General features: G+C 62.9%; 21 protein-coding genes and 2 riboswitches. Of the genes, 6 read left to right on the top strand and 15 right to left on the bottom strand.

Going from position 1 to position 20,324, the window contains the following annotated elements; genetic code table 11:
• Position 1: 1 nt before the first annotated feature.
• Positions 2-97, top strand: a riboswitch (glycine riboswitch).
• A 96-nt stretch (positions 98-193) separates the two neighbouring features.
• Positions 194-299, top strand: a riboswitch (glycine riboswitch).
• A 67-nt stretch (positions 300-366) separates the two neighbouring features.
• The 5 genes from gcvT (at position 367) to V4T21_RS15695 (ending at position 5,956) form a co-directional block, all read left to right on the top strand.
• On the top strand, positions 367-1,512 hold the full coding sequence (gene gcvT / locus V4T21_RS15715; RefSeq protein ID WP_332718565.1) for a glycine cleavage system aminomethyltransferase GcvT: 1,146 nt from the start codon (positions 367-369) through the stop codon (positions 1,510-1,512).
• Between the two features lie 20 nt (positions 1,513-1,532).
• The gene (gene gcvH / locus V4T21_RS15710; protein ID WP_332718563.1) at positions 1,533-1,898 is read left to right on the top strand and encodes a glycine cleavage system protein GcvH; all 366 of its coding nucleotides are present in this window, start codon (positions 1,533-1,535) and stop codon (positions 1,896-1,898) included.
• A 23-nt stretch (positions 1,899-1,921) separates the two neighbouring features.
• Positions 1,922-3,262, top strand: coding sequence for an aminomethyl-transferring glycine dehydrogenase subunit GcvPA (gcvPA, locus tag V4T21_RS15705; protein WP_332718561.1), 1,341 nt, complete (start codon positions 1,922-1,924; stop codon positions 3,260-3,262).
• Positions 3,259-4,806 (top strand): aminomethyl-transferring glycine dehydrogenase subunit GcvPB, encoded by a 1,548-nt coding sequence (gcvPB, locus tag V4T21_RS15700; protein ID WP_332718559.1) that lies wholly within the window; start codon positions 3,259-3,261, stop codon positions 4,804-4,806. The genes gcvPA and gcvPB overlap by 4 nt, the downstream gene beginning before the upstream one ends.
• 97 nt (positions 4,807-4,903) lie before the next feature.
• Positions 4,904-5,956 carry a DUF2332 domain-containing protein gene (locus V4T21_RS15695; RefSeq protein WP_332718557.1) on the top strand — a complete coding sequence of 351 codons (1,053 nt, stop codon included), beginning with the start codon at positions 4,904-4,906 and terminating at the stop codon, positions 5,954-5,956.
• A 30-nt stretch (positions 5,957-5,986) separates the two neighbouring features.
• On the opposite strand, the gene V4T21_RS15690 is transcribed toward V4T21_RS15695, so the two are convergent.
• The 10 genes from V4T21_RS15690 to V4T21_RS15645 all read right to left on the bottom strand — a co-directional run bounded on the left by V4T21_RS15690 (position 5,987) and on the right by V4T21_RS15645 (position 14,479).
• A complete protein-coding gene (locus V4T21_RS15690) occupies positions 5,987-6,337 on the bottom strand; it encodes a RidA family protein (RefSeq protein ID WP_332718554.1) in 351 nt (116 codons plus the stop codon).
• 72 nt (positions 6,338-6,409) lie between these two features.
• Complete coding sequence (locus V4T21_RS15685) at positions 6,410-6,892, bottom strand: F0F1 ATP synthase subunit B family protein (RefSeq protein ID WP_332718552.1); 483 nt, start codon at positions 6,890-6,892, stop codon at positions 6,410-6,412.
• Positions 6,893-6,898: 6 nt separating this feature from the next.
• Complete coding sequence (locus V4T21_RS15680; protein WP_332718550.1) at positions 6,899-7,528, bottom strand: F0F1 ATP synthase subunit B; 630 nt, start codon at positions 7,526-7,528, stop codon at positions 6,899-6,901.
• Positions 7,529-7,634: 106 nt separating this feature from the next.
• Positions 7,635-7,862 (bottom strand): F0F1 ATP synthase subunit C, encoded by a 228-nt coding sequence (locus V4T21_RS15675; protein WP_332718548.1) that lies wholly within the window; start codon positions 7,860-7,862, stop codon positions 7,635-7,637.
• A 46-nt stretch (positions 7,863-7,908) separates the two neighbouring features.
• Positions 7,909-8,682, bottom strand: coding sequence for a F0F1 ATP synthase subunit A (locus tag V4T21_RS15670; RefSeq protein ID WP_332718547.1), 774 nt, complete (start codon positions 8,680-8,682; stop codon positions 7,909-7,911).
• 23 nt (positions 8,683-8,705) lie between these two features.
• Entirely contained in the window at positions 8,706-9,077 is a 372-nt protein-coding gene (locus V4T21_RS15665) for an AtpZ/AtpI family protein (RefSeq protein WP_332718544.1), read from the bottom strand.
• Between the two features lie 217 nt (positions 9,078-9,294).
• Positions 9,295-9,669: a DoxX family protein gene (locus tag V4T21_RS15660; protein ID WP_332718542.1), complete on the bottom strand. Its 375-nt coding sequence runs from the start codon at positions 9,667-9,669 to the stop codon at positions 9,295-9,297.
• Entirely contained in the window at positions 9,669-13,130 is a 3,462-nt protein-coding gene (locus tag V4T21_RS15655) for a chromosome segregation SMC family protein (RefSeq protein ID WP_332718539.1), read from the bottom strand. Before V4T21_RS15655 ends, V4T21_RS15660 begins: the two co-directional genes overlap by 1 nt.
• A 25-nt stretch (positions 13,131-13,155) precedes the next feature.
• Positions 13,156-13,866, bottom strand: coding sequence for a DsbA family protein (locus tag V4T21_RS15650; RefSeq protein ID WP_332718537.1), 711 nt, complete (start codon positions 13,864-13,866; stop codon positions 13,156-13,158).
• Positions 13,867-13,972: 106 nt separating this feature from the next.
• Entirely contained in the window at positions 13,973-14,479 is a 507-nt protein-coding gene (locus tag V4T21_RS15645) for a DUF721 domain-containing protein (protein WP_332718535.1), read from the bottom strand.
• A 38-nt stretch (positions 14,480-14,517) separates the two neighbouring features.
• Between V4T21_RS15645 and V4T21_RS15640 the strand changes: the two genes are divergently transcribed.
• Positions 14,518-15,591 carry an A/G-specific adenine glycosylase gene (locus V4T21_RS15640; RefSeq protein WP_332718532.1) on the top strand — a complete coding sequence of 358 codons (1,074 nt, stop codon included), beginning with the start codon at positions 14,518-14,520 and terminating at the stop codon, positions 15,589-15,591.
• A gap of 163 nt (positions 15,592-15,754) precedes the next feature.
• Here the strand turns inward: V4T21_RS15640 and V4T21_RS15635 are convergent, their stop codons facing one another.
• The 5 genes from V4T21_RS15635 to V4T21_RS15615 all read right to left on the bottom strand — a co-directional run bounded on the left by V4T21_RS15635 (position 15,755) and on the right by V4T21_RS15615 (position 20,259).
• Positions 15,755-16,891, bottom strand: a complete 1,137-nt coding sequence (locus V4T21_RS15635; RefSeq protein WP_332718531.1) for a site-specific DNA-methyltransferase — start codon at positions 16,889-16,891, stop codon at positions 15,755-15,757.
• A gap of 127 nt (positions 16,892-17,018) precedes the next feature.
• Positions 17,019-17,924 (bottom strand): alpha/beta fold hydrolase, encoded by a 906-nt coding sequence (locus V4T21_RS15630; RefSeq protein WP_332718529.1) that lies wholly within the window; start codon positions 17,922-17,924, stop codon positions 17,019-17,021.
• A gap of 111 nt (positions 17,925-18,035) precedes the next feature.
• A complete protein-coding gene (rnhB, locus tag V4T21_RS15625) occupies positions 18,036-18,677 on the bottom strand; it encodes a ribonuclease HII (RefSeq protein ID WP_332718527.1) in 642 nt (213 codons plus the stop codon).
• A 30-nt stretch (positions 18,678-18,707) separates the two neighbouring features.
• Positions 18,708-19,091, bottom strand: a complete 384-nt coding sequence (locus V4T21_RS15620; protein ID WP_332718525.1) for a nuclear transport factor 2 family protein — start codon at positions 19,089-19,091, stop codon at positions 18,708-18,710.
• 16 nt (positions 19,092-19,107) lie between these two features.
• A complete protein-coding gene (locus V4T21_RS15615; protein WP_332718522.1) occupies positions 19,108-20,259 on the bottom strand; it encodes a PA0069 family radical SAM protein in 1,152 nt (383 codons plus the stop codon).
• Positions 20,260-20,324: the final 65 nt, after the last annotated feature.

Here is a 20,324-nt window from a genome sequence, read left to right as displayed (position 1 = left end):
GCCGCCATCAGCGGGAGAGATCCCGGCCATGAGAGCCGGGACGCCGAAGGAGCAACCGCCCCGGAAACTCTCAGGCAAAACGGACCGCTGAGCTCGAAGCGTTGCCAGGAAAAGTGAATACCGGTTTTCCGGTTCGGCAACGCGACAGGCAAAAACAGGGCTGTGCCCGGACTGCGCAAGCAGAACGTGCATCAGCCCGAACTCTGGAAAGCGGAAGCGGAAGCGTTTCCCACCGACGGGCGTAACTGGAGCGTCAAGGCTCCGGGAAATCTCTCAGGTTGACCGACAGAGGGGGCACCACGCTAGGATACGCGGCAGAATTGTCGCGTCGCGGGGTGTCGCTTGTGGTTAACCGGAGAGACCGACATGGGCAACCAGGCCCTTAATGACCTTCTCAAGACAGCGCTCTACGACCGCCATGTCGCCGCAGGCGGACGGATCGTCGAGTTCGGTGGCTATGCACTGCCGGTTCAGTATGCGGGCATCGTTGCAGAGCACAATCACACCCGCGATGCCGCGAGCCTTTTCGATGTCTCCCATATGGGCCAATTGGTCGTTACCGGCCCTGATCACGCCTCGACCATCACAGCGCTCGAGCGCCTGACCCCTGCCGATCTTCAATCCCTCGCCCCAGGCGAAATGCGCTACACGGTATTGCTCAACGAGGAGGGCGGCATCGAGGATGACCTGATCGTCACCCGCCCCGCCGAAGGGCAGGCCGCCGATGGCGTCATCTATATGGTGGTCAACGCGGCCCGTAAGCACCACGATCTCCAGTTCATGCGCGCCAAGGCATCCGCCGATGTCTCTTTCGAGTTGCGCGACGATCTTTCGCTCATCGCATTGCAGGGACCGCGCGCCGCCGAAGTGCTTTCCCGGCACAGCGACATCACCGAAAAGCTCGGTTTCATGCAGGCCGGTCCGGCCACTGTCGCGGGCATTGACGCTCATGTCTCGCGCGCGGGCTATACGGGCGAAGACGGTTTCGAACTCTCGATTGCCAATCGCGATGCGCCTGCGCTGTTCGATCTGCTGATCGCCGACCCATCCGTCGAACCGGCGGGCCTTGGCGCGCGCGACAGCTTGCGGCTTGAAGCCGGGCTCTGCCTTTACGGTCACGACATGACCGACGCCGTCGATCCGGTTTCCGCCGGACTGCTCTTTGCCATCGGCAAGCGCCGCCGCTCCGAGGGCGGGTTTACAGGCGCGGATGTCGTTCTCGACAGGCTCGCCAACGGCGTCGAAAACAAGCGCGTCGGCATCCGCTTCGAAGGCCGCCAGCCGGTGCGTGAGGGCGCCGAACTGGTCGATGCCGAGGGCGCGATCATCGGCAAGATAACCTCGGGCACCTTTGCGCCCACGGCCCAGGCTTCGATCGCCATGGGCTATGTGCCCGCCGCGCTCGCGCGGGAAGGCGAGGCGGTGACGGCGATGGTGCGCGGCAAGCCCATTTCCGGCATCATCGTGAAACTGCCATTCGTTCCGCAGCGTTATTTCCGCAAACCGGCTTAAGTCCACAAGGGGACCTCACCATGACCACCCGCTACACCACCGATCATGAATATGTCCGCACCGAAGGCAAAATCGGCACCGTCGGCATCTCCAGCTACGCGCAGGAACAGCTCGGCGATATCGTTTTCGTCGAACTGCCCGCCGTCGGCGCCACCTTCAAGAAGGGCGACGAAGCCGCCGTCGTCGAATCGGTCAAGGCCGCTTCGGAGATTTACGCTCCGATCTCGGGAACGGTGACCGAAATCAACGAGGCGCTCGCGGACGAACCCGGTCTCATCAATTCGGGCGCCGAGACGGGCGGCTGGATTTTCAAGCTCGAACTTTCCGACGAAACCGAACTCGACGGCCTCCTGGATGAAGCCGGTTACGCCGAGCACACGGCCTAGTCTTTAATTCTTCCGGAGCCGCGATGCGCTACCTTCCCCATTCCGCCGCCGATCGCCAGCATATGCTGGCAACCATCGGCGCATCATCGATCGATGATCTTTTTGCCGCCGTCCCCAAATCGGTGCTTGGCACGTTCAGCCCCGATTTGCCCGGCTATCAGCCCGAATTCGCCGTCGAGGCACATATGCGGGCACTGGCCAAAAAGAACCACGCGGCCGGCGACGGTCCGTTCTTCGTGGGCGCCGGCGCTTATCGCCACCACGTTCCGGCCACTGTCGATCATCTGATCCAGCGCTCGGAATGGCTCACGGCCTATACACCCTACCAGCCGGAAATCTCGCAGGGCACGCTCCAGATGCTCTTCGAGTTCCAGACCCAGGTGGCGCATCTGACCGGCATGGATGTCGCCAACGCCTCGATGTATGACGGCTCTACGGCGACCGCCGAAGCGGTTCTCATGGCCCGGCGCATCACCAAAAAGAACAAGGTTTTCCTGTCGGGCGGCCTGCATCCGCAATACCGCGACACGGTGGTGACCTACCTTTCGGGCGAAGAAGGCCTCGAATGCCTTTCACCCTCGCCGGAAGGGCAGGGCGACATCGTCGACCACATCGATGACGATACCGCCGCCATCGTCATCCAGACCCCCGATTTCTACGGCCATCTGCGTAATGTGTCGGCGCTCGCCGAGGCCGCCCACGCCAAGGGTGCGTTGCTGATCGTGGTGGTGACCGAAATCGTCTCCCTGGGCCTGCTCGAAGCTCCCGGCGCACTGGGCGCCGATATCGTCGTGGCCGAAGGCCAGTCGCTCGGCAACCCGCTGACCTTCGGCGGTCCCTATGTCGGCCTGCTGGCCTGCCGCGAGAAATTCATCCGCCAGATGCCGGGACGCCTCTGCGGCGAAACGGTCGATGCGGATGGGCAGCGCGGTTTCGTTTTGACGCTCTCCACCCGCGAGCAGCACATCCGGCGCGAAAAGGCGACCTCCAACATCTGCACCAATTCGGGCCTCTGCGCCCTGGCGTTTTCCATCCATCTTTCGCTGCTGGGCGAAAAGGGGCTGACGCGCCTCGCCAAGCTCAACCATTCGCGCGCGGTCGAACTGGCCGATGCCCTGACCGGCGCGGGTCTTGAAGTGCTCAACGATACGTTCTTCAACGAAATGACGGTTCGCCTGCCGGTTCCCGCCGCAGCTCTCGTCGAAGCGCTGGCCGCCAAGGGAATTCTCGCCGGCCTGCCGGTTTCCCGGCTCGAACCGGGCAAGCCCGAGGTCGAAAATCTCCTCGTCCTCGCCGCCACCGAATTAACGACCGACGCCGATATCGCCGCCCTGGTCGACGCCCTCAAGGGAGAACTCGCATGAGCATGAACACCCAGGGGCGTCCCACCGCACCAGTCGCCGGGCAAGCCCAGGCCTCCCCCGGCTCGGCGCTGCTGCCGGCCGAACCTTTGCTGTTCGAGATTGGCGACCGCGATCATTCGGGCGTCGACCTGCCCGATGTCGAGGTTTCGGACGCCCGGCTGGGCGGCCTGCGTCGCAAGAGCGAGCTGGACCTGCCGGGACTGACCGAACCGGAAGCCATGCGCCATTACGTGCGTTTGTCGCGCCGGAATTACTCGATCGACTCGGGGATGTATCCGCTCGGTTCGTGCACCATGAAGCACAACCCGCGCCTCAACGAAAAAATGGCCCGGCTGCCCGGCTTTGCCGATATCCACCCGCTCCAGCCGGTTTCCACGGTTGAGGGCGCGCTCGATGTGATGGCCCAGCTCAGCCATTGGCTGATGGAGTTGACCAACACCGCCGCCGTCTCGCTTTCGCCCAAGGCCGGCGCCCATGGCGAATTGTGCGGCATGATGGCCATCAAGGCCGCCCACGCCGCCAAGGGGCAGGGGCACCGCAATATCGTGCTCGTGCCCGAAAGCGCCCACGGCACCAATCCGGCGACCGCCGCCTTTCTCGGCTACACCGTCAAATCGATCGACGCCAACGAGAACGGCACTGTCGATGTCGCCGCCGTTAAGGCCGCGCTTTCCAGCGATGTCGCGGCGATCATGCTCACCAATCCCAACACCTGCGGATTGTTCGAGCCTCAGATCATCGAAATCGCTGAAGCCGTCCATGAGGCAGGCGCCTATTTCTACTGCGATGGCGCCAATTTCAACGCCATCATGGGCGTCGTGCGGCCGGGCGATCTGGGCATCGATGCCATGCACATCAACCTCCACAAGACGTTCTCGACACCGCATGGCGGCGGTGGGCCGGGAGCGGGACCTGTAGTGCTGTCCGAAGCTCTGGCGCCCTACGCGCCGGTCCCCTTCCTCCGCAAGGATGGCGAGCGGGTCGAACTGGTCGAGCACGCCGATGGCGAAGCGTTCGGGCGCCTCACGGCCTTCCACGGCCAGATGGGCATGTATGTGCGGGCGCTGACCTATATGCTCAGCCACGGTGCCGACGGGCTGGCCCAGGCGGCGCGTGATGCCGTTCTCAACGCCAACTATCTCAAGGCCAGGCTGCAGGATCTCTTCTCGTCGCCCTTCAACGGCCAGCCGGTCATGCATGAAGTGATTTTCGACGATGAATTCCTCAAGGGCACGGGAATATCCACCCTCGATTTCGCCAAGGCGATGATCGATGAGGGCTTCCACCCCATGACGATGTATTTCCCCCTCGTCGTCCACGGCGCCATGCTGATCGAGCCGACCGAAAGCGAGTCGCTCCAGACGCTCGATACCTTCGTTGCGACCATGCGGGAATTGGCGGAAGACGCCCGCAGCGGCAATGCGGCACGCTTTACGTCGGCTCCCATGCGGGCGCCGCTGCGCCGCCTGGACGAGACCCGCGCCGCCCGCCAGCCGCGTCTCAAATGGTCGGCTCCGACCGACGATCGACAGGCCGCCGAATAGAGCATTTGCCTCCCCGCGATCGGGTGGGGAGGCAAAAACATCTTTGACCGGCCCGGCAAACCCCTTAAACTTCGACGGTACAAGTCGGAGGGCGTCGATGTCGAATATGAACCCCCACGTGCTTGAAACCTTCAGGTTTCAGGCCGAGGCCTGCCGAAGTTTGGGCTCCCCTTTCACCGCCACACTCTGCGATCTGCTTGCCGAAAGGCTGACTGATTCGTCGCGATTCGGGGCGCGTATCCTCAACTGGCCGCCATCGGCGCGCGCCGATGCGATTGCCCTGCGCGCCGCCGGCGCACTCCACGCACTCGCCCGCTCGGGACGCGCGCGCGATCTGGCGCAGCTTTACCCGCCGCTCGAAGCCAAGCCCGACCAGCTTTGGGCCGCGATCGAAAGCGCCATCGAAAAGCACGACGATTTCCTGCACGATTTCCTGGACAGCCCGCCGCAAACCAACGAGGTTTCCCGCTCTTCGCCCCTGCTGGGCATGGCGCTGCGGCTCACCGAACGGCTGGAAATGCCGCTGGCTCTCTATGAGGTCGGGGCAAGCGCCGGGCTGAACCTGGCCTTCGATACCTATCATTACGATTTGGGCAATGACCGTGAATGGGGACCCGGCAACGCTCTCGTCAATATCGAGAGCGAATGGCGCGGCAATATTCCGCTTCTGGACGCAGAGTTGGAAATCGCCAGTCGCGCCGGCTGCGATCGCAATCCGCTCGACCCGCACAATCCCGAAAGCGTCGAGCGGCAGCTAGCCTATATCTGGGCCGATCAACACAACCGCATCGGTCGCGTCTCGGCGGCGCTCTCGGCCGCCGCTTCTATGCCCTATACGGTGGAAAAGGCCGACGCGGCCGAATGGGTGGAAGCCAGACTGGCCGAAACGCCCGAGCCGGGCGTCGCGCGCGTGTTCTTCCACACTATCGTTTGGCAATATCTTTCACAGGCGACGAAGGACCGTATCGCCGCCGCGTTCGAACTGGCGGGTGCCAACGCAACCGCCGACAGCCCGCTTGTCTGGATGTACATGGAAGCCGAAGATCATCCGGCGGGCGCCATACTCAAGCAAACCGTGTGGCCGGGCAGTGGCGAACTGGAAACCGTGGGGCTTTCCGACTATCACGGCCGATGGGTCGATTGGGCATGAAAAAAGGCGGCTTCAAGCCGCCTTTTTTGATCAATCCAGCGCCGCTACGGCGATGATTTCCACCCGCAGGTTCGGCGAGGCCAGACGCGCTTCATAGCATGCACGGGCCGGCGGATTGGCCGGATCGACCCATTTGTCATAGACTGAGTTCATTGCAGAGAAATCGACGATGTTGGTCAGCAGTACCTGCGCGGAGAGCACCTTGGATTTGCTGCTGCCCGCTTCGGAGAGAAGCGCATCGATCTTGGCGAGCACCTGTGCGGTCTGTTCTTCGATCGTCGCGAATTCGTCATTGGCCACCTGACCGGCCAGATACAGGGTGTTGCCGTGCTTGACGGCCTGGCTCATGCGCGGGCCGGGGTGAAGGCGTTCGATGCTCATTGCTCTCTCCTTTTCATGCTCACAAAAAACGGGCCCCGAAGGGCCCGTTCAAAAATTCCAATCGTTCGGCTCTCAGTTGAGCCGGCTGGCGACATCCTTGATCGACTGATCGACCAGCGCGCCGCCGTTTTCCTTGACCTGATCGGCAAGCAGCAGCCTCGCCGCCTCGATGGCGACATCGGCGGACCGTGCCCGCACTTCGGAAATCGCCTGGGCCTCTGCCTGTGCGATCTTGTCCTCGACGGCCTTGGTCCGGCGGGCAACCATGTCCTCGAGCGCCGCTTCGGCCTCGGCGGTCAGGCGTTCGGCTTCGTCCTTGGCCGCGGCGACGATATCCTCGGCTTCGCTTTCGGCGGCCTTGCGCTTGCGCTCATATTCGGCGAGCAGCGACTGGGCTTCCTCGCGCAAACGCCGGGCTTCGTCGAGATCGGCTTCGATCTTGGCGATACGGGCGTCCAACGTGCGCGTGACGAGGCTGGGAGCCTTGAAATAGATGACGATCGCAAAAAAGATCAGAAGCGCAATGAGGGCCCAGAAAGTGGCATCGAGTTCCATTTCCGATTACTCCTTGCTGACCTTGACGACCGCTTCGCGGGCGTCGGCATCCGAGACATTGCCGACGAGCTGGGCCACGACCGCCTGAGCGGTTTCGGTGGCGATCTCGTCCACATGCCCCAGGGCTTCGGTCTTGGTTTCCGCGATCCTGGCTTCCGCCTCCGTCACCTTCTTGGCGAGATTGGCTTCGACCTTGGCGCGAGCAGCGTCGAGCTTGGTCTTGTTCTCGGCGCGAGCTGCCTCGGCAATCTTGTGGGCGTTGGCCCGTGCCTCGGCAAGCGCTGCTTCATAAGAGGCGATTGCCTGGTCGGTCTTCTGGCGAAGCCGCTCGGCCTCGGCCAGATCGCCTTCGATCCGGTCGCGACGTTCCTCGAGGATTTCGCCGATCCGGGGCAGGGCGACCCGCTTCATCACGAAATAAAGCGCGGCGAAGGTAATCACCAGCCACAGGAGCTGGGAGGGATAAGTCGTCGCATCGAAGGGAGGAAAAACACCCGTAACGTGCTCTTCGCCAGCGGCGCCGACCACTTCGTGCGTTTCGCCGTCCGGAGACTCTTCGAGCGAGACGATGTTGGACTCGAGCGGCTCTACGGCCTCTTCGACTGCCGCTTCCTGAGCCTGGACCTGGCTAATCATGCGCTATCCGCCAATTGGAAAGTCTGGTGGGCCGGCTCGAGTGCCGACACATGACAAGGCAGCCGAAGCGTGCTCCGGCCACCTTTCGTTAGGCTGTTGTGGAAAATTAGACCACGAACAGGAGCAGAAGGGCAACCAGGAACGAGAAGATGCCCAGAGCTTCGGTCACGGCGAAACCGAAGATCAGATTGCCCGACTGGCTGGGAGCGGCCGACGGATTGCGCAGCGCACCCGAGAGGAAGTTCCCGAAGATGTTGGCCACGCCGATGGCGGCGCCCGCCATACCCAGACACGCGATGCCGGCACCGATGTACTTTGCGGCTTCAGCTTCCATTTTGTGATCCTTTCAAAGCCTGAAATGTAACGAAGTCGATTGGAGTTTAATGCGAGGGGTGGAGCGCATCGTTGAGGTACATGGAGGTCAGAACGGCAAAGACATATGCCTGAACCGAGCCCACCAGGAATTCGAGACCGGTAATCGCGACGCCCATGAGAAGCGGCAGAATGGCCCCCAGGACGCCGAGCGCACCCAGCGAAGCGAGAGAAACCACGAAGCCGGTGAATACCTTGAGTGTGATGTGTCCTGCCAGCATGTTGCCGAACAGACGAACCGAGAGCGAAATCGGACGCGAGAGGAAGGAGATGACCTCGATGAACGTCACGATCGGCACGATATAGGCCGGAACGCCGCTGGGAACGAAGAGCTTGAGGAATTTCGGACCGTTCTTGTAGAACCCATAGCCCACGACGACGGCCATCACCAGCATAGCCAGGGCGAAAGTAACGATGATCTGGCTGGTGAAGGTATAGAAATAGGGCACCATGCCGAACATGTTGCCGATGAAGATGAACATGAACAGCGAGAAGACGAACGGGAAGAACTTCATCCCGTCGGTTCCAGCGCTACTTCGCACCATGTTGGCGACGAATTCATACGCCATTTCGCTCGAGAGCTGCCAGCGATTGGGCACCAGTCCGCGACCGCGGGTGGACAGGATCAGATAGGTGCAGATCGTCAGCGTCGTCAGCACCATGAACAGGGATGAATTGGTGAACGAAAGGGTGATTCCGCTGCCCGCCGTTCCATCGCCGCCGATGGTTCCGAGGGTGAAGATGTCGTAGATGACAAATTGGTGAATCGGATCGTTCGCCAAGGTCTAAGCCCCTATCTCGCCCTTCAGTCCATACCGTCCGCGTCTTTCGACCCGGTCTTGTTCGCATTCAGCTCCGCCACTACACGAGTGACGTTCAAAATTCCAGCACCAAACCCCAGCATGAACATGATGAGCAAAGCCCAAGGTGCCGTGCCGGCAAACATGTCAATCAGGTAGCCGATACCCGAACCGACCAGAATGGCTGCCACAAACTCGGCGCCGATGCGTAAACCCCGCGCCAGCGTCGACATATCTTCCTGCCGGGACGCCTGCTGGCTGGCATTTGCCGCAGCACGCGCTTCCTGCGCCTTCCTGATCCGAGCCGCCAGATCGGATGTCTCCGATTGGCCCGGGGAAGGCGATTTTCCGGCAGGATCGTCGTTCGGATTGGTCACTTCAAACCACCGCTCCAGCCCAGCCGGACACCCGGCAAGAGGGTGCCTTCAAAGTCGCGCGCACCATAGTTGGGGCTCCCCAAGGTGTCAAGCACGCGTGGACGGCAAATTATGCAGGCTAATCAATGGCTTGATGTGGAAAGATACGGGTGCGGCATTGCGTCAACGCTTCGATTGTGGTCGCACCATGACAGGCCAAGAGATTCTGTTGCGCCGATCAGGCGGTCGCCGCCAGTGCCAGGAGCCCGCCCACGATCGCGACATTGGACAGAAAGCCGTTAAACAGCGCCGCCCGCTGCGCTCCCTCCTTGTCCCAGAAATTGAGCATCATGAACGTCGCAATAATCGTGAACGCGATAAGCCCAAGAGCCGAAGGGACAACGAACAGCCCGAGCGCAAGCGTGATGCCGAGCACGATCTGGTAGATCGTGCCAACGATCAGCACCGCCTTGGGCTGGGGGACGCCGCGTTCCTTCATCGCCGCGGTCATCGCGTCGAGCACGGGGAAGTGGCGTAACCCGCCAATGATGAACAACGCGCCCACCAGCAGCCGGGCGACGATGATTGCGATATTGGCCAGTTCGGGTGTCATCAGCTTGCCTCCAGAAAGGTTTCAGCGGTGCGCAGATCGACCGATACCAATTGGCTCACGCCGCGTTCGGGCATGGTGACGCCGAACAGCCGGTCCATGCGGCTCATGGTGATCGGGTTGTGGGTGACGACGACAAAGCGGGTTTCGGTGCGTTGACGCATGGAATCGAGCAAATTGCAGAACCGCTCGACATTGGCGTCGTCGAGCGGTGCGTCCACTTCGTCGAGCACGCAGATCGGCGCGGGGTTGGTGAGGAATACCGCAAAGATCAGGCTCATCGCCGTCAACGCCTGCTCGCCGCCCGAAAGCAGCGTCATGGTCTGCGGCTTCTTGCCCGGCGGGCGAGCGATGATTTCCAGCCCGGCCTCGAGCGGATCGTCGCTTTCGACGAACGTCAGCTCCGCCGTTCCGCCGCCGAACAGGGTCGTGAACAGTTCACGGAAGTGCGTGTTGACCTTTTCGAACGCCTCGTTGAGTCGCGCGCGGCCCTCGCGATTGAGGTTCGAAATGCCCGTCCTGAGCTTGGCGATGGCCGCGATCAGATCTTCGCGGTCGGCCACCATCTTGTCGAGCTTGTCCTGAACCTCCTCGGCCTCCTGCTCGGCCATGAGGTTGACCCCGCCAAGCCGTTCGCGTTCGGCCTTGAGCCTATCGACACGCGCTTCGGTCGCCGCTTCCTCGGGCAGGGCGGCTTCGGGCTTGATCCCGGCGGCCTCCGCCGTGCGGTCGGCGGAAATACCTAGAATTTCACCGATCTGCCGCTCGATCTGCTGCCGCGCCGCGACATTGCCCTTGAGACGCTCTTCGACCCGCGCCATCTCCGCCCGCGTGTCGGCCAGCCCTTCGGTCGCCAGCCGCGCGGCCTTGTCGGCTTCACGAAACGCCGTCTGTGCCTCGGCCAGCTTGTCTGATGCGCGCTTGCGGGCGTATTCGGCGTCCTCGATCTGATCGTCGAGTTCTGCGCGCTTTTGATCGAAGGCGTCGGGCGTCGCGTTGAGTTCGCCGATCTGCCCCTCGATCTCGCCGCGACGGCGATTGAGCGTTTCGATCTGGCTTTGCGCGCCGTCCCGGCGGCGCTGCCAGCTCTCCAGCTCCTGCCCGATGCGCGACAGACGCGAGCTGCGCATTTGCGATGCGCTCTCAAAGCCGGCCAGACGCATGCGCGCCTGCTCGGCAGCCTCGCGCAGATTGGCGAGTGCCCGCTGCCGCGTCTCGGCCTCGCGGATTGCGTCGCCTTCGGCCCCGAGTTCGGCCAGCGCGACCTGGGCCTCTTCGGCAATCGCCACGGCTTCGGCGAGATCGTCCTCGATCCGGCCTTGCGATTCGGTCAGCGCCGAACGGCGCGCCGAAAGCTCGGTGAGGTTTTTCTGGGCGGCATCGAGCCCTGCCTGGGCGGCGGCAATGCCGCGTTGCGCCTCGCGCCAGTTGTTGCGCCGCGCGACTTCGGCATCCCGCGCCGTTTCCACCCGCGTCCGCAAGGCGGCAATCTGCGCCTGCGCGTCGCCCCGCGCGGAACGCAAGCCGGCGATTTCGCTGTCGAGCTCGCCAAGCCGGTTGCGCTGCGCCAGTCGCTGCGCCGCCGGGGTGGGGGCGTCGGGTTTGGCGACGAACCCGTCCCAGCGCCACAATCCGCCGTCACGGCTCACCAGCCGCTGGCCTGCGGTGAGCGAACCCATCAGCCGCGCACCGTCCTCGGGGCTGTCCACAAGCCCGATCTGATCGAGACGGCGCTTGAGGAGCGGCGTGCCCGAAACATATGCCGAAAGCGCCACCACACCTGCGGGCAGCGCCGGATCGTCCCCGGTCGGCGTCGTCTCCCGCCAATAGAGCGGCGCCGCGTCATCGTTGGAGGCTTCCAGATCGTCGCCCAGCGCGGCGCCCAGGGCCGTTTCGAAACCGGTGGCCACCTTGAGCGCGTCGACGATGGCTGGCCACAGCGATCCGCCATCCACATTGAGCACGCGCGCCAGCGTTTCGGCCTCGCTTTCGAGCCTGTTGAGGCGAGCTTCGATATCGAGGAGAGCCGGCTGCGCTTCCTCGAACGCCATGCGCGCCTCGGCGGTTTCGATCTCCGCAGTCTCGACTTCGGCCTCGGCTATGGCGAAGGCTTCGAGCACTTCGTCCAGCGCCGCCTGCCGTTCCGACACCGTATGATCGGCCGAAAGGCTCGCTTCGAGAGCGGCCACGTCGCGGGCGATGTCGGCCTGCTGGGATTGCAGCCGCGCCACGCGCTGGCTGGCCTCTTCGGCGGCGCGGGTCGCCTGCGCCCGTTGCGCGCGGATCGCCGCCACCGCGTCGGCTGCGGCGCGTGCGGCGGCCTCGGCCTCATCGAGCGCCGCCCGCGCCTCTTCGGCCTGGGCGCGTGCCATTTCGCTGGCTTCATTCTCGGCTTCGGCCGTTTCGGTCAGCTCGGCCCGCTCGCCTTCGAGCGTTTCGATCAACCCATCGCTGTCGGAGATCAACGCGGTCTCACGCGCCACATCGGTCTCGATCTGCTTGAGTCTGTCGTCGAGTTCGGCCCGTCGCGAATTGGCGCGCCGCAACTCGTCTTCCAATTGCCCGCGCAGAATCGTCAACCGTTGCAGCACGGCGCCCGCCGCCGCATCGGCATCGCGCAAAGGCTGGAGTTCTGCATCCATCGCCTCGACGATTTTTTTGGCCTGATGCTCCAGATGGCTCGCCTCGGCGAGCTGGCTTATCAACCGTCCCTGCTGGGCTTCGGTCTCTTTTTCGGCAAAGCGGGCCTTGACCCAGCGGATATGATAAAGCGTCGCCTCGGCGCGCCGGATGTCGCCGGAGAGCGCGCGATAGCGCGTCGCCTGCCGAGCCTGGCGCTTGAGGGTTTCGAGCTGCACTTCGACCTGGGCTATGATGTCGTCGACGCGCTCAAGGTTTTGCTCGGCGGCTTTCAAACGCAGCTCGGCTTCGTGCCGGCGCGAATGCAGCCCGGAAATCCCGGCCGCTTCTTCCAGCAACGCGCGCCGCTGCGTCGGCTTTGCCGCGATCAGTTCACCGATCTGGCCTTGCCGAACGAGGGCGGGGGAGCGCGAGCCCGTCGAGGCGTCGGCAAACATCAACTGCACGTCCCGCGCCCGCACTTCGCGGCCGTTGATGCGATAGACCGAGCCGGCTTCGCGCTCGATGCGGCGGGTGATTTCCAGCGTATCGACTGTGTTGAACTGCTGGGGCGCCGTCCGGTCGGTATTGTCGAGAACGACGGTGACTTCGGCGGAATTGCGGGCCGGGCGGTTGCCCGAGCCCGAAAAGATCACATCATCCATGCCCGAGCCGCGCATGGCCTTGTACGAGCTTTCGCCCATCACCCAGCGCAGGGCCTCGACCAGATTGGATTTGCCGCACCCATTGGGGCCGACGACCCCGGTGATGCCGGGTTCGAGCACGAGTTCGACGGGATCGGTGAAGGATTTGAAGCCCAGAAGCTTGAGGCGCGAGAACTTCATTCACGCGCCCCGAGAAAAGACGTGATTAGAGGCGTTCCTCAATTGCGGCGGAAAGCGTCTCGTAAGTGGCATTGCCTTCGAATTTCTCGCCGTTGATAAAGAAGGTCGGCGTGCCTTGTAGCCCCAGCTCCAGCGCCTGCTCGCGGGTTGCTTCCAATGCAGCCAACAATTCTTCGTCGGTCAAGATTTCCTCGAACCTTTCCTGTGTAAACCCGAACTGTTCGGCAACTTCGAAGATCGCCTGGCGCGGATTCTGGCTCGCGGCCCACACATTCTGGGTTTCCATATAGGCCGACAGCACTTCGTTGTACTGGTTGCCAGCCGCCTCGGCGACCATGAACACGGCAAGATCGAGCACGTTGCGGCGGAAGGGTCGGGCGATGAACCGGATGCGGCCGGTGTCGATATACTCTTCCTTGAGCTGGGGCAGCGCCGTCATGTGGAAATTGGCGCAGTGAGGGCAGGTCGGCGAGACGTATTCAACGATCGTCACCGTCGCATCGACGCCGCCCATCGGACGGTCGGGAAGCGGCGGGTTGTTGATGGTGTCGCCGTTGATCGGCTCGATCTGCGAGCCGTCATAAAGTGCGACCTCGCCATCGGCGGCGGGTTCGACTTCGGTGACGACATTGGCGGAGACTTCGGCCTCGGCGTTCGAGTCGCTGCATCCGTAGACAAGGGTTGCAAGGCCGACGCTTGATCCGGCGATCAACAGGCTTCTGCGATTGAGCGACAACGGCTTACTCCTTAATGGCTCAACGATTATGCGCGCACACTACACGGCACGAGTCCGGCGGCAAGGGGGCAGAGCGTTCACATGGAGGTGAAAAAATGCTTCCACCTCACTGTTTGCCCTTGCCCAACACCCCGCGCCCCAGTTTTTCGAGCGCCGCCCGCAGTTCGGGGTCCTCGATATCCCTGATCTCGCTGGCAATTCTGCCCCGCGCTTCCAGGCTCAGGCTTTGCCGTGCCGGCGCGGCTGCGGGTTGGGGCAAGGACAGCGTGTTGAGCGACAGCCTCACCGTACGGACCAGAAGATAGCCGAAATAGCGATTGATCGCCATGGCGATCGCCGGCGCTTCGTGGGGAAGCATCACCTTGTGGCTCTCGAGGCACCGCACATAGAGAACGGCCCCTTCGGGATCGGGCCGATCCTTGCGCGGCCACACCAGCTTGTCGGGCAGGGTGGCCCGGTTCCACGGGGCAGGCGCGATGCTGGGCCAGTTGACGATGAGCTCGCGATTGGCAAAGCCGCGCCGCCGCAGGGCGGGATCGAGCATGCCGCCGACCACGTCGCCCAGTTGCACCGTGCGGTTCTTGCGCTTTGGTGGTGAAGATTTTCCGGCCATGCTTGCGCCAAGGTTTGCTAAGCTTATACCAGTTCATTATGGCCCAGACCGCCCCCGCGCAACACTCCCCAATCGCTGCAATCGACGCCAAACCCGTGCTCGCCTGGTACGACAGGCACGCGCGCGTCCTGCCCTGGCGGGTTCCGCCGGCCGATCGGGCAAAGGGCGTAAGGCCAAACCCCTATTTCGTCTGGCTGAGCGAGATCATGCTGCAGCAGACGACCATCGCGGCTGTGCGCAAATATTTCGCGGCGTTCACCACGCTCTGGCCAACGGTCCACGATCTCGCCGCCGCACCGCTCGATGCCGTTCTCGTCCAATGGGCGGGGCTGGGTTACTATGCCCGCGCCCGCAATCTGCATGCCTGTGCCGTGGCGGTCGTGGAACGGCATGGCGGTGTCTTTCCCACAACTGCCGCTGCCTTGCGCGACCTGCCGGGGATCGGGGATTACACGAGCGCGGCGATTGCCGCGATCTGCCATGACGAGCCTGTCGCGGTGGTCGACGGCAATGTGGATCGGGTGGTGGCGCGCTATCTGGCGTTGGAAAAACCGGTCCGCGATGAAAAGCCTTTGGTGCGCGCCACGGTTCAGGCCGCAGTTCCCGAGCGGGCAGGGGATTTCGCGCAGGCCATGATGGATCTGGGCGCGACCATCTGCGCCCCGCGCCGCGTCAATTGTCTCATCTGCCCGCTCGAACCCGACTGCGCCGGCACGCGGACGGCCAACCCGCTGGCCTATCCGGTGCCGCCCGCCAAGGCGGAAAAACCGCATCGCCACGGCCACGCCTTCGTCATCCGCCACGGCGGAAAGGTCTTCGTGCGGCAGCGCGGTCCCAAGGGGATGCTGGCCAAAATGACCGAGGTGCCGGGGAGCGCGTGGACCGACGGGGAGGGGGCTGCGGAGTTCCCTTTCCCGGGAAGCTGGCGCGAGGCTGGGAAGGTCGACCATACCTTCACCCATTTCCATCTCACATTGATCGTCTGGTTGATAGCTGCCGATCATGCCTTGGACGAGGGGTGGTGGGCCGATGAGGAACGGCTTGAGAACGAAGCCCTGCCGAGCCTTTTCCGCAAGGTGCTCAAGGTCGGCGGCGTGGTCGGAGGAGCATAGCGACGACCCCGCGCGACGACCTCGCGCGCCCCGCCGGAGGGCCGGCGAAAGTCATAGGGCGGTTTTAGCCCGTCATGACTTTCGTGGTGCGGCCCGTGAGGCCTAAAAAAGCGCCCCCGGGCGAAACCGGGGGCGAGAATGCCTGACTGATTGGAGGTCGAAATCAGGCAGAAAGTTTGTCCAGCGAAGCGCGAACGCGTTCGCGGAGATCGTCGAGGGGAGCCAGCCGGCCCTTGTCCTCATAGTGCCAGAAGGTCCAGCCGTTGCAGGCCTCGAAGCCCTGCACCAAAGCGCCGACCCGGTGGATGGAACCACTTTTGTCGTCGCTGACCAGCGAACCATCGACACGAACCACGGCAGAGTAACGTCTGGCCGCATCGAAAAGTTTCGTACCCGGTGCGATTAGCCCCTGTTCGATCAGCGAACCGAACGGTATCCGGGGCGCGGAGCGCTTGGGTATCGTCGTTTCGATCGCATGGGAATCGTGCGGTTTGATGGCCGCAATGCGTTTCAAAGCTGCGTTTATATAGGCGTTTTCGCGCTCGATCCCGATAAAGCGGCGCCCCAGTTTCTTGGCGACCGCGCCTGTCGTTCCGGTCCCGAAGAAGGGGTCGAGCACCACGTCTCCGGGCTTGGTGGTCGCCATCAGCACGCGATAGAGCAGCGCCTCGGGCTTTTGCGTGGGATGGACCTTTTCGTCATTGGCGTTCTTCAGCCGCTCGCCGCCCGTACAGATCGGAAACAGCCAGTCGGAGCGCATCTGGGTGTCGTCATTGGAGAGCTTCAGCGCTTCATAATTGAAGGTCGGCCGGCTTTTCTGGCTGCGCGAGGCCCAGATCAGCGTTTCATGGGCATTGGTGAAGCGCGTGCCACGAAAGTTCGGCATCGGGTTGGCCTTGCGCCAGACGACGTCGTTGAGCATCCAGAACCCCAGATCCTGCAGCGCGGTGCCGACCCGGAAGATGTTGTGATAGGAGCCGATCACCCAGATCGCCCCGTCGGGCTTCAAGATCCGCCGCGCGGCGGCCATCCAGGCGCGGGTGAATTTATCGTAATGGGCGAAGCTCTCGAACTTGTCCCAATCATCATCGACGGCGTCGACCTTGGACTGATCGGGGCGGGTAAGCCCTTCTTCGAGCTGCAGATTGTAAGGTGGATCGGCAAAGATCAGGTCCACCGAAGCCTCGGGCAGCGCGTTCATATGCGCAATGCAGTCGCCAACCAGGATAGTATCGATAGGCAGGTGGCTTTCAAACGCCTCTTCGACGCGCTTCCGCGCGGCTGAACCGGTACGCAACATACTGATAACCCTAACGCAAAACTAATGGACCAGTTGTAGCCGCGTTAGGGTTAAGTGCCGGCTAAACGGTAGGGTTAACGGACGGTTAGCGCCCCGACCGACATTGTGCCGGCTGGGGCGCCAGGACCTAGTTTTCGGCGTCGAGAAAACCTATGGCCGTCTCCGCAAGGCGCGGATCGGAGCCGATCGAATAGTGAGTGGCGCTGGGGATTACCGCGAAGCGATTCGGCGTCATGCCTTCGCCGGCCCATCCGCCATCCGCCTGGCCGCCTCCCAAGAGCTCGAAGAACGCGGCGGCGTGGGCGATTTTGACGCTGTCGTAGTCGGCATAGACCAGCAGCGTCGGCGCCTCGATGTCTCCAATCTCCGAGGACCAATCGTAATCCTTACCGATAAACGGCCCCATCTGTTCGAGCAGGCGCGGGAAATTGTCCGGATCGGGCGCCGCCCGCACATAGGATTCATACATCGGCGATTGCATCATGCCCTCGGCGAGTTCGGGCCCGATCGACTGCATGCCCTCGCGGTTGTAGTCGTGCCAGCCCGAAAAGGCGTAAGGCGTCGAAACCGCGACGAGTTTGTCGACGACCTCGGGATGGTCGATCGCCATGCGCAAGGCGACTCCGGCGCCTAGCGAATAGCCCATGACATCGGCCCTCTCGTGCCCGAGATAGCCGATGAGTTCGGCGACATCGGTCGCAAGCGCTTCCCAACTCATCGGCCGGTCGAAGGGCAGCGTATGGCCGTGTGCCTGGAGCTCCACGCCGATCACTTGCCGGCCTTCGGCCAGCGCCGTGAGCACCGGGCCGAACATCTCTGTCGTCTCCAGCCCGCCATGGAGAAGGATGAGCGGCTCACCCGCCCCATAGATGGCATAATAGACTTCGACGCCGTTGACCGGGGCGTAGCCGGATTGGGAAGGTGTGGGCAACATTGTCTGGCCCTCCATGGGCGACGATGTGGATTGGGCGAAAACGGACGTGCAAAAAGCGAATCCGGCGGCGGCAATGGCGCCGAGCAGGGGTTTGCGCACGGTATCCTCCTTTGGAACGTTGCGTGCCAATGAGGCGTGCAAGCGGCCTCATTGATACGAGGACGCGCAAAACGGCCCCATGCCGACGGGGCAGCCAAATTTCTGGAGAATTTAACGCCGCGCTGCGAGTACGGGGGCAAAGCTCATGCGATGGAGTTCGCACGGACCATGGGCGGCCAATGCCTCGAGGTGCATGGGCGTGGAATAGCCCTTGTGCCGGGCGAAATTGTAGTGCGGCATGCCGCAATCCATTACGTGGCACATGCGGTCGCGCACCACCTTGGCGACGATAGAGGCGGCGGCGATGGAGAGGCTTTTGCCGTCACCGCCGATCACGAACTGACCCGCGCACGACAATCCCTCGGGAATGTCGCGCCCGTCGATCAGCGCCAGGTCCGGCTTAACGGGCAGGGCGTCGAGGGCTCGGCACATGGCCCAGAGCGTCGCGCCGCGGATGTTGAGCCTGTCGATCACCTCGACCGGCGCGGCGCAGAAGGCGACGTGGGCCGAAACCATCAACTGCTCGAACAGCGCTTCGCGCTTTTCTTCGGTCAATTTCTTGGAATCGTTCAGCCCTGCGGGGATCGCATGGCGGTCGAGCACCACCGCGGCGGCAACGACCGGTCCAGCCAGCGGACCGCGCCCGGCCTCGTCGACGCCGGCAACCATCGCACGTCCGCCCGCAAGCGCGGCGGCTTCCAGCTCATAGCTGGGGACGTCCGGAACGGCGGATGGCGAATCAGTTTTCGGCATTTCGCTAGGGTGCCGATTTTCGGCGGCGGATCAATCGCGCCGTATGCTCACCCATTGTTTCCGCCACGCCGGAGCTTCGAACGCTTCGGGCCAATATTCGGTGATCCGCACGATCCGGTCATCGGCGCACTCGAAGATCGAAACCGCCAATGCCGTGACCTTGCCGTCCGACACCTCGGTTTCGGTCACCGCATGACCGCCTTCCCCTAATACGCGCAGAACCTTGAAGGTCCATTTCCCGTGCGCGGGATAGTTTTCGTTGATCGCGATGAAATCCTCGGCCGAACCGATCACTTCGCGCGATTGCGGCCAGACGATTTCGACAGTATCGGCAAACAGCCCGGCGGCGAGCGACCATTCATTGGTGCCCATGCGCCACCAGAATTCCTGCGCCAGCGTCCCCGCGTCTGTCATCGGTCTTCCCTTCGCTTCAGAAAAGGCTCAACTGCCCCGTTTCCTTTTGCGGATGTGCGAAAAGATCGGTCCGCAGCGGTGTCATCGTCTCGTCGAGCCCCAGTCGGGCGATGGTCTTTTCGAAACGCTGATGCATGAGCACCGCATAGGGACCCTCGCCGGTAAAGCGCGAGCCGAAGCGCGGATCGTTGTCGCGGCCCCCGCGATAGTCGCGCACCAGGTTCATCACGTGCTTGACCTTGTCGGGATAATTCTTGAGCAGCCATTCGCGAAAGATGTCGCGCACCTCACCCGGCAACCGAAGGAGGATCATCGAGGCCGTCATCGCGCCCTGCGCCTTGCCCGCGTCGAGAATGCGTTCGAGCTCATGATCGTTGATCGCCGGGATCATCGGCGAGGCCATGATCCGGGTGGGAATGCCCGATTCGGCCAGCAGCCTGATCGCTTCGAGCCGGCGCGAGGGCGTTGAGGCACGCGGCTCCATGAAGCGCGAAAGCTTATGGTCCATCGACGTGACCGAAATGCCCACCGAAACGAGCCCAAGCTTGTTGAGCTTGGTGAGGATATCGAGATCGCGCACGATCAATGCCGATTTGGTGACGATGGTCACCGGATGTTTCGCCTCCAGCAACACCTTGAGCACCGAGCGCATCACCTTGTATTTCCGCTCCAGCGGCTGGTAGGGATCGGTATTGGTGCCGATGGCAATCGGCTTGGGCTTGTAGCGCGGATTGGCCAATTCGGCCCGCAGCAACTCCGCCGCGTTCACCTTGATATAGATGTCGCGCTCGAAATCGATCCCCGCCGAATGGCCGAGATAGGCGTGGGTGGGCCGCGCAAAGCAATAAGAACACCCGTGCTCGCAGCCGCGATAAGGATTGATCGAACGATCGAACCCGATATCGGGTGAGACATTGCGCGTTATGATCGATTTGGCCCGTTCGACATGCTCGCGCGTCTCGAACGCCTCCTCGGGCTCCGGCTCCCAGCCGTCGGCGAACATTTCGCGCTTGTGTGGCTCGAACCTGCCGCTCTCATTGGAAGCCGCCCCGCGTCCACGCAACTTGGGCGAGTCCAGCATGGGCCGGCTCAACAAATCCATGTCGCGCGTACCGAACAGCCGGCGCCGCGCTTCGCCATGTCCAGAATTCGCTCCAAGGTCTGCCATTGAGGGCTCCATTCCATCCACTGGAACAAGCCGAATCGCAGCCTGTCCGTTCCATTAACTTTAGC

The organism is Pelagibacterium mangrovi (genome assembly GCF_036662815.1).
GTDB classification, from domain to species: Bacteria; Pseudomonadota; Alphaproteobacteria; order Rhizobiales; family Devosiaceae; genus Pelagibacterium; species Pelagibacterium mangrovi.
This window is presented reverse-complemented; position numbering and strand designations above follow the sequence as displayed.

Coding starts and splice junctions, on each gene's coding strand:
- gcvT (WP_332718565.1), top strand. CDS start 367: ATGGGCAACCAGGCCCTTAATGACCTTCTCAAGACAGCGCTCTACGAC.
- gcvH (WP_332718563.1), top strand. CDS start 1,533: ATGACCACCCGCTACACCACCGATCATGAATATGTCCGCACCGAAGGC.
- gcvPA (WP_332718561.1), top strand. CDS start 1,922: ATGCGCTACCTTCCCCATTCCGCCGCCGATCGCCAGCATATGCTGGCA.
- gcvPB (WP_332718559.1), top strand. CDS start 3,259: ATGAGCATGAACACCCAGGGGCGTCCCACCGCACCAGTCGCCGGGCAA.
- V4T21_RS15695 (WP_332718557.1), top strand. CDS start 4,904: ATGTCGAATATGAACCCCCACGTGCTTGAAACCTTCAGGTTTCAGGCC.
- V4T21_RS15690 (WP_332718554.1), bottom strand. CDS start 6,337: ATGAGCATCGAACGCCTTCACCCCGGCCCGCGCATGAGCCAGGCCGTC.
- V4T21_RS15685 (WP_332718552.1), bottom strand. CDS start 6,892: ATGGAACTCGATGCCACTTTCTGGGCCCTCATTGCGCTTCTGATCTTT.
- V4T21_RS15680 (WP_332718550.1), bottom strand. CDS start 7,528: ATGATTAGCCAGGTCCAGGCTCAGGAAGCGGCAGTCGAAGAGGCCGTA.
- V4T21_RS15675 (WP_332718548.1), bottom strand. CDS start 7,862: ATGGAAGCTGAAGCCGCAAAGTACATCGGTGCCGGCATCGCGTGTCTG.
- V4T21_RS15660 (WP_332718542.1), bottom strand. CDS start 9,669: ATGACACCCGAACTGGCCAATATCGCAATCATCGTCGCCCGGCTGCTG.
- V4T21_RS15655 (WP_332718539.1), bottom strand. CDS start 13,130: ATGAAGTTCTCGCGCCTCAAGCTTCTGGGCTTCAAATCCTTCACCGAT.
- V4T21_RS15645 (WP_332718535.1), bottom strand. CDS start 14,479: ATGGCCGGAAAATCTTCACCACCAAAGCGCAAGAACCGCACGGTGCAA.
- V4T21_RS15640 (WP_332718532.1), top strand. CDS start 14,518: ATGGCCCAGACCGCCCCCGCGCAACACTCCCCAATCGCTGCAATCGAC.
- V4T21_RS15635 (WP_332718531.1), bottom strand. CDS start 16,891: ATGTTGCGTACCGGTTCAGCCGCGCGGAAGCGCGTCGAAGAGGCGTTT.
- rnhB (WP_332718527.1), bottom strand. CDS start 18,677: ATGCCGAAAACTGATTCGCCATCCGCCGTTCCGGACGTCCCCAGCTAT.
- V4T21_RS15620 (WP_332718525.1), bottom strand. CDS start 19,091: ATGACAGACGCGGGGACGCTGGCGCAGGAATTCTGGTGGCGCATGGGC.
- V4T21_RS15615 (WP_332718522.1), bottom strand. CDS start 20,259: ATGGCAGACCTTGGAGCGAATTCTGGACATGGCGAAGCGCGGCGCCGG.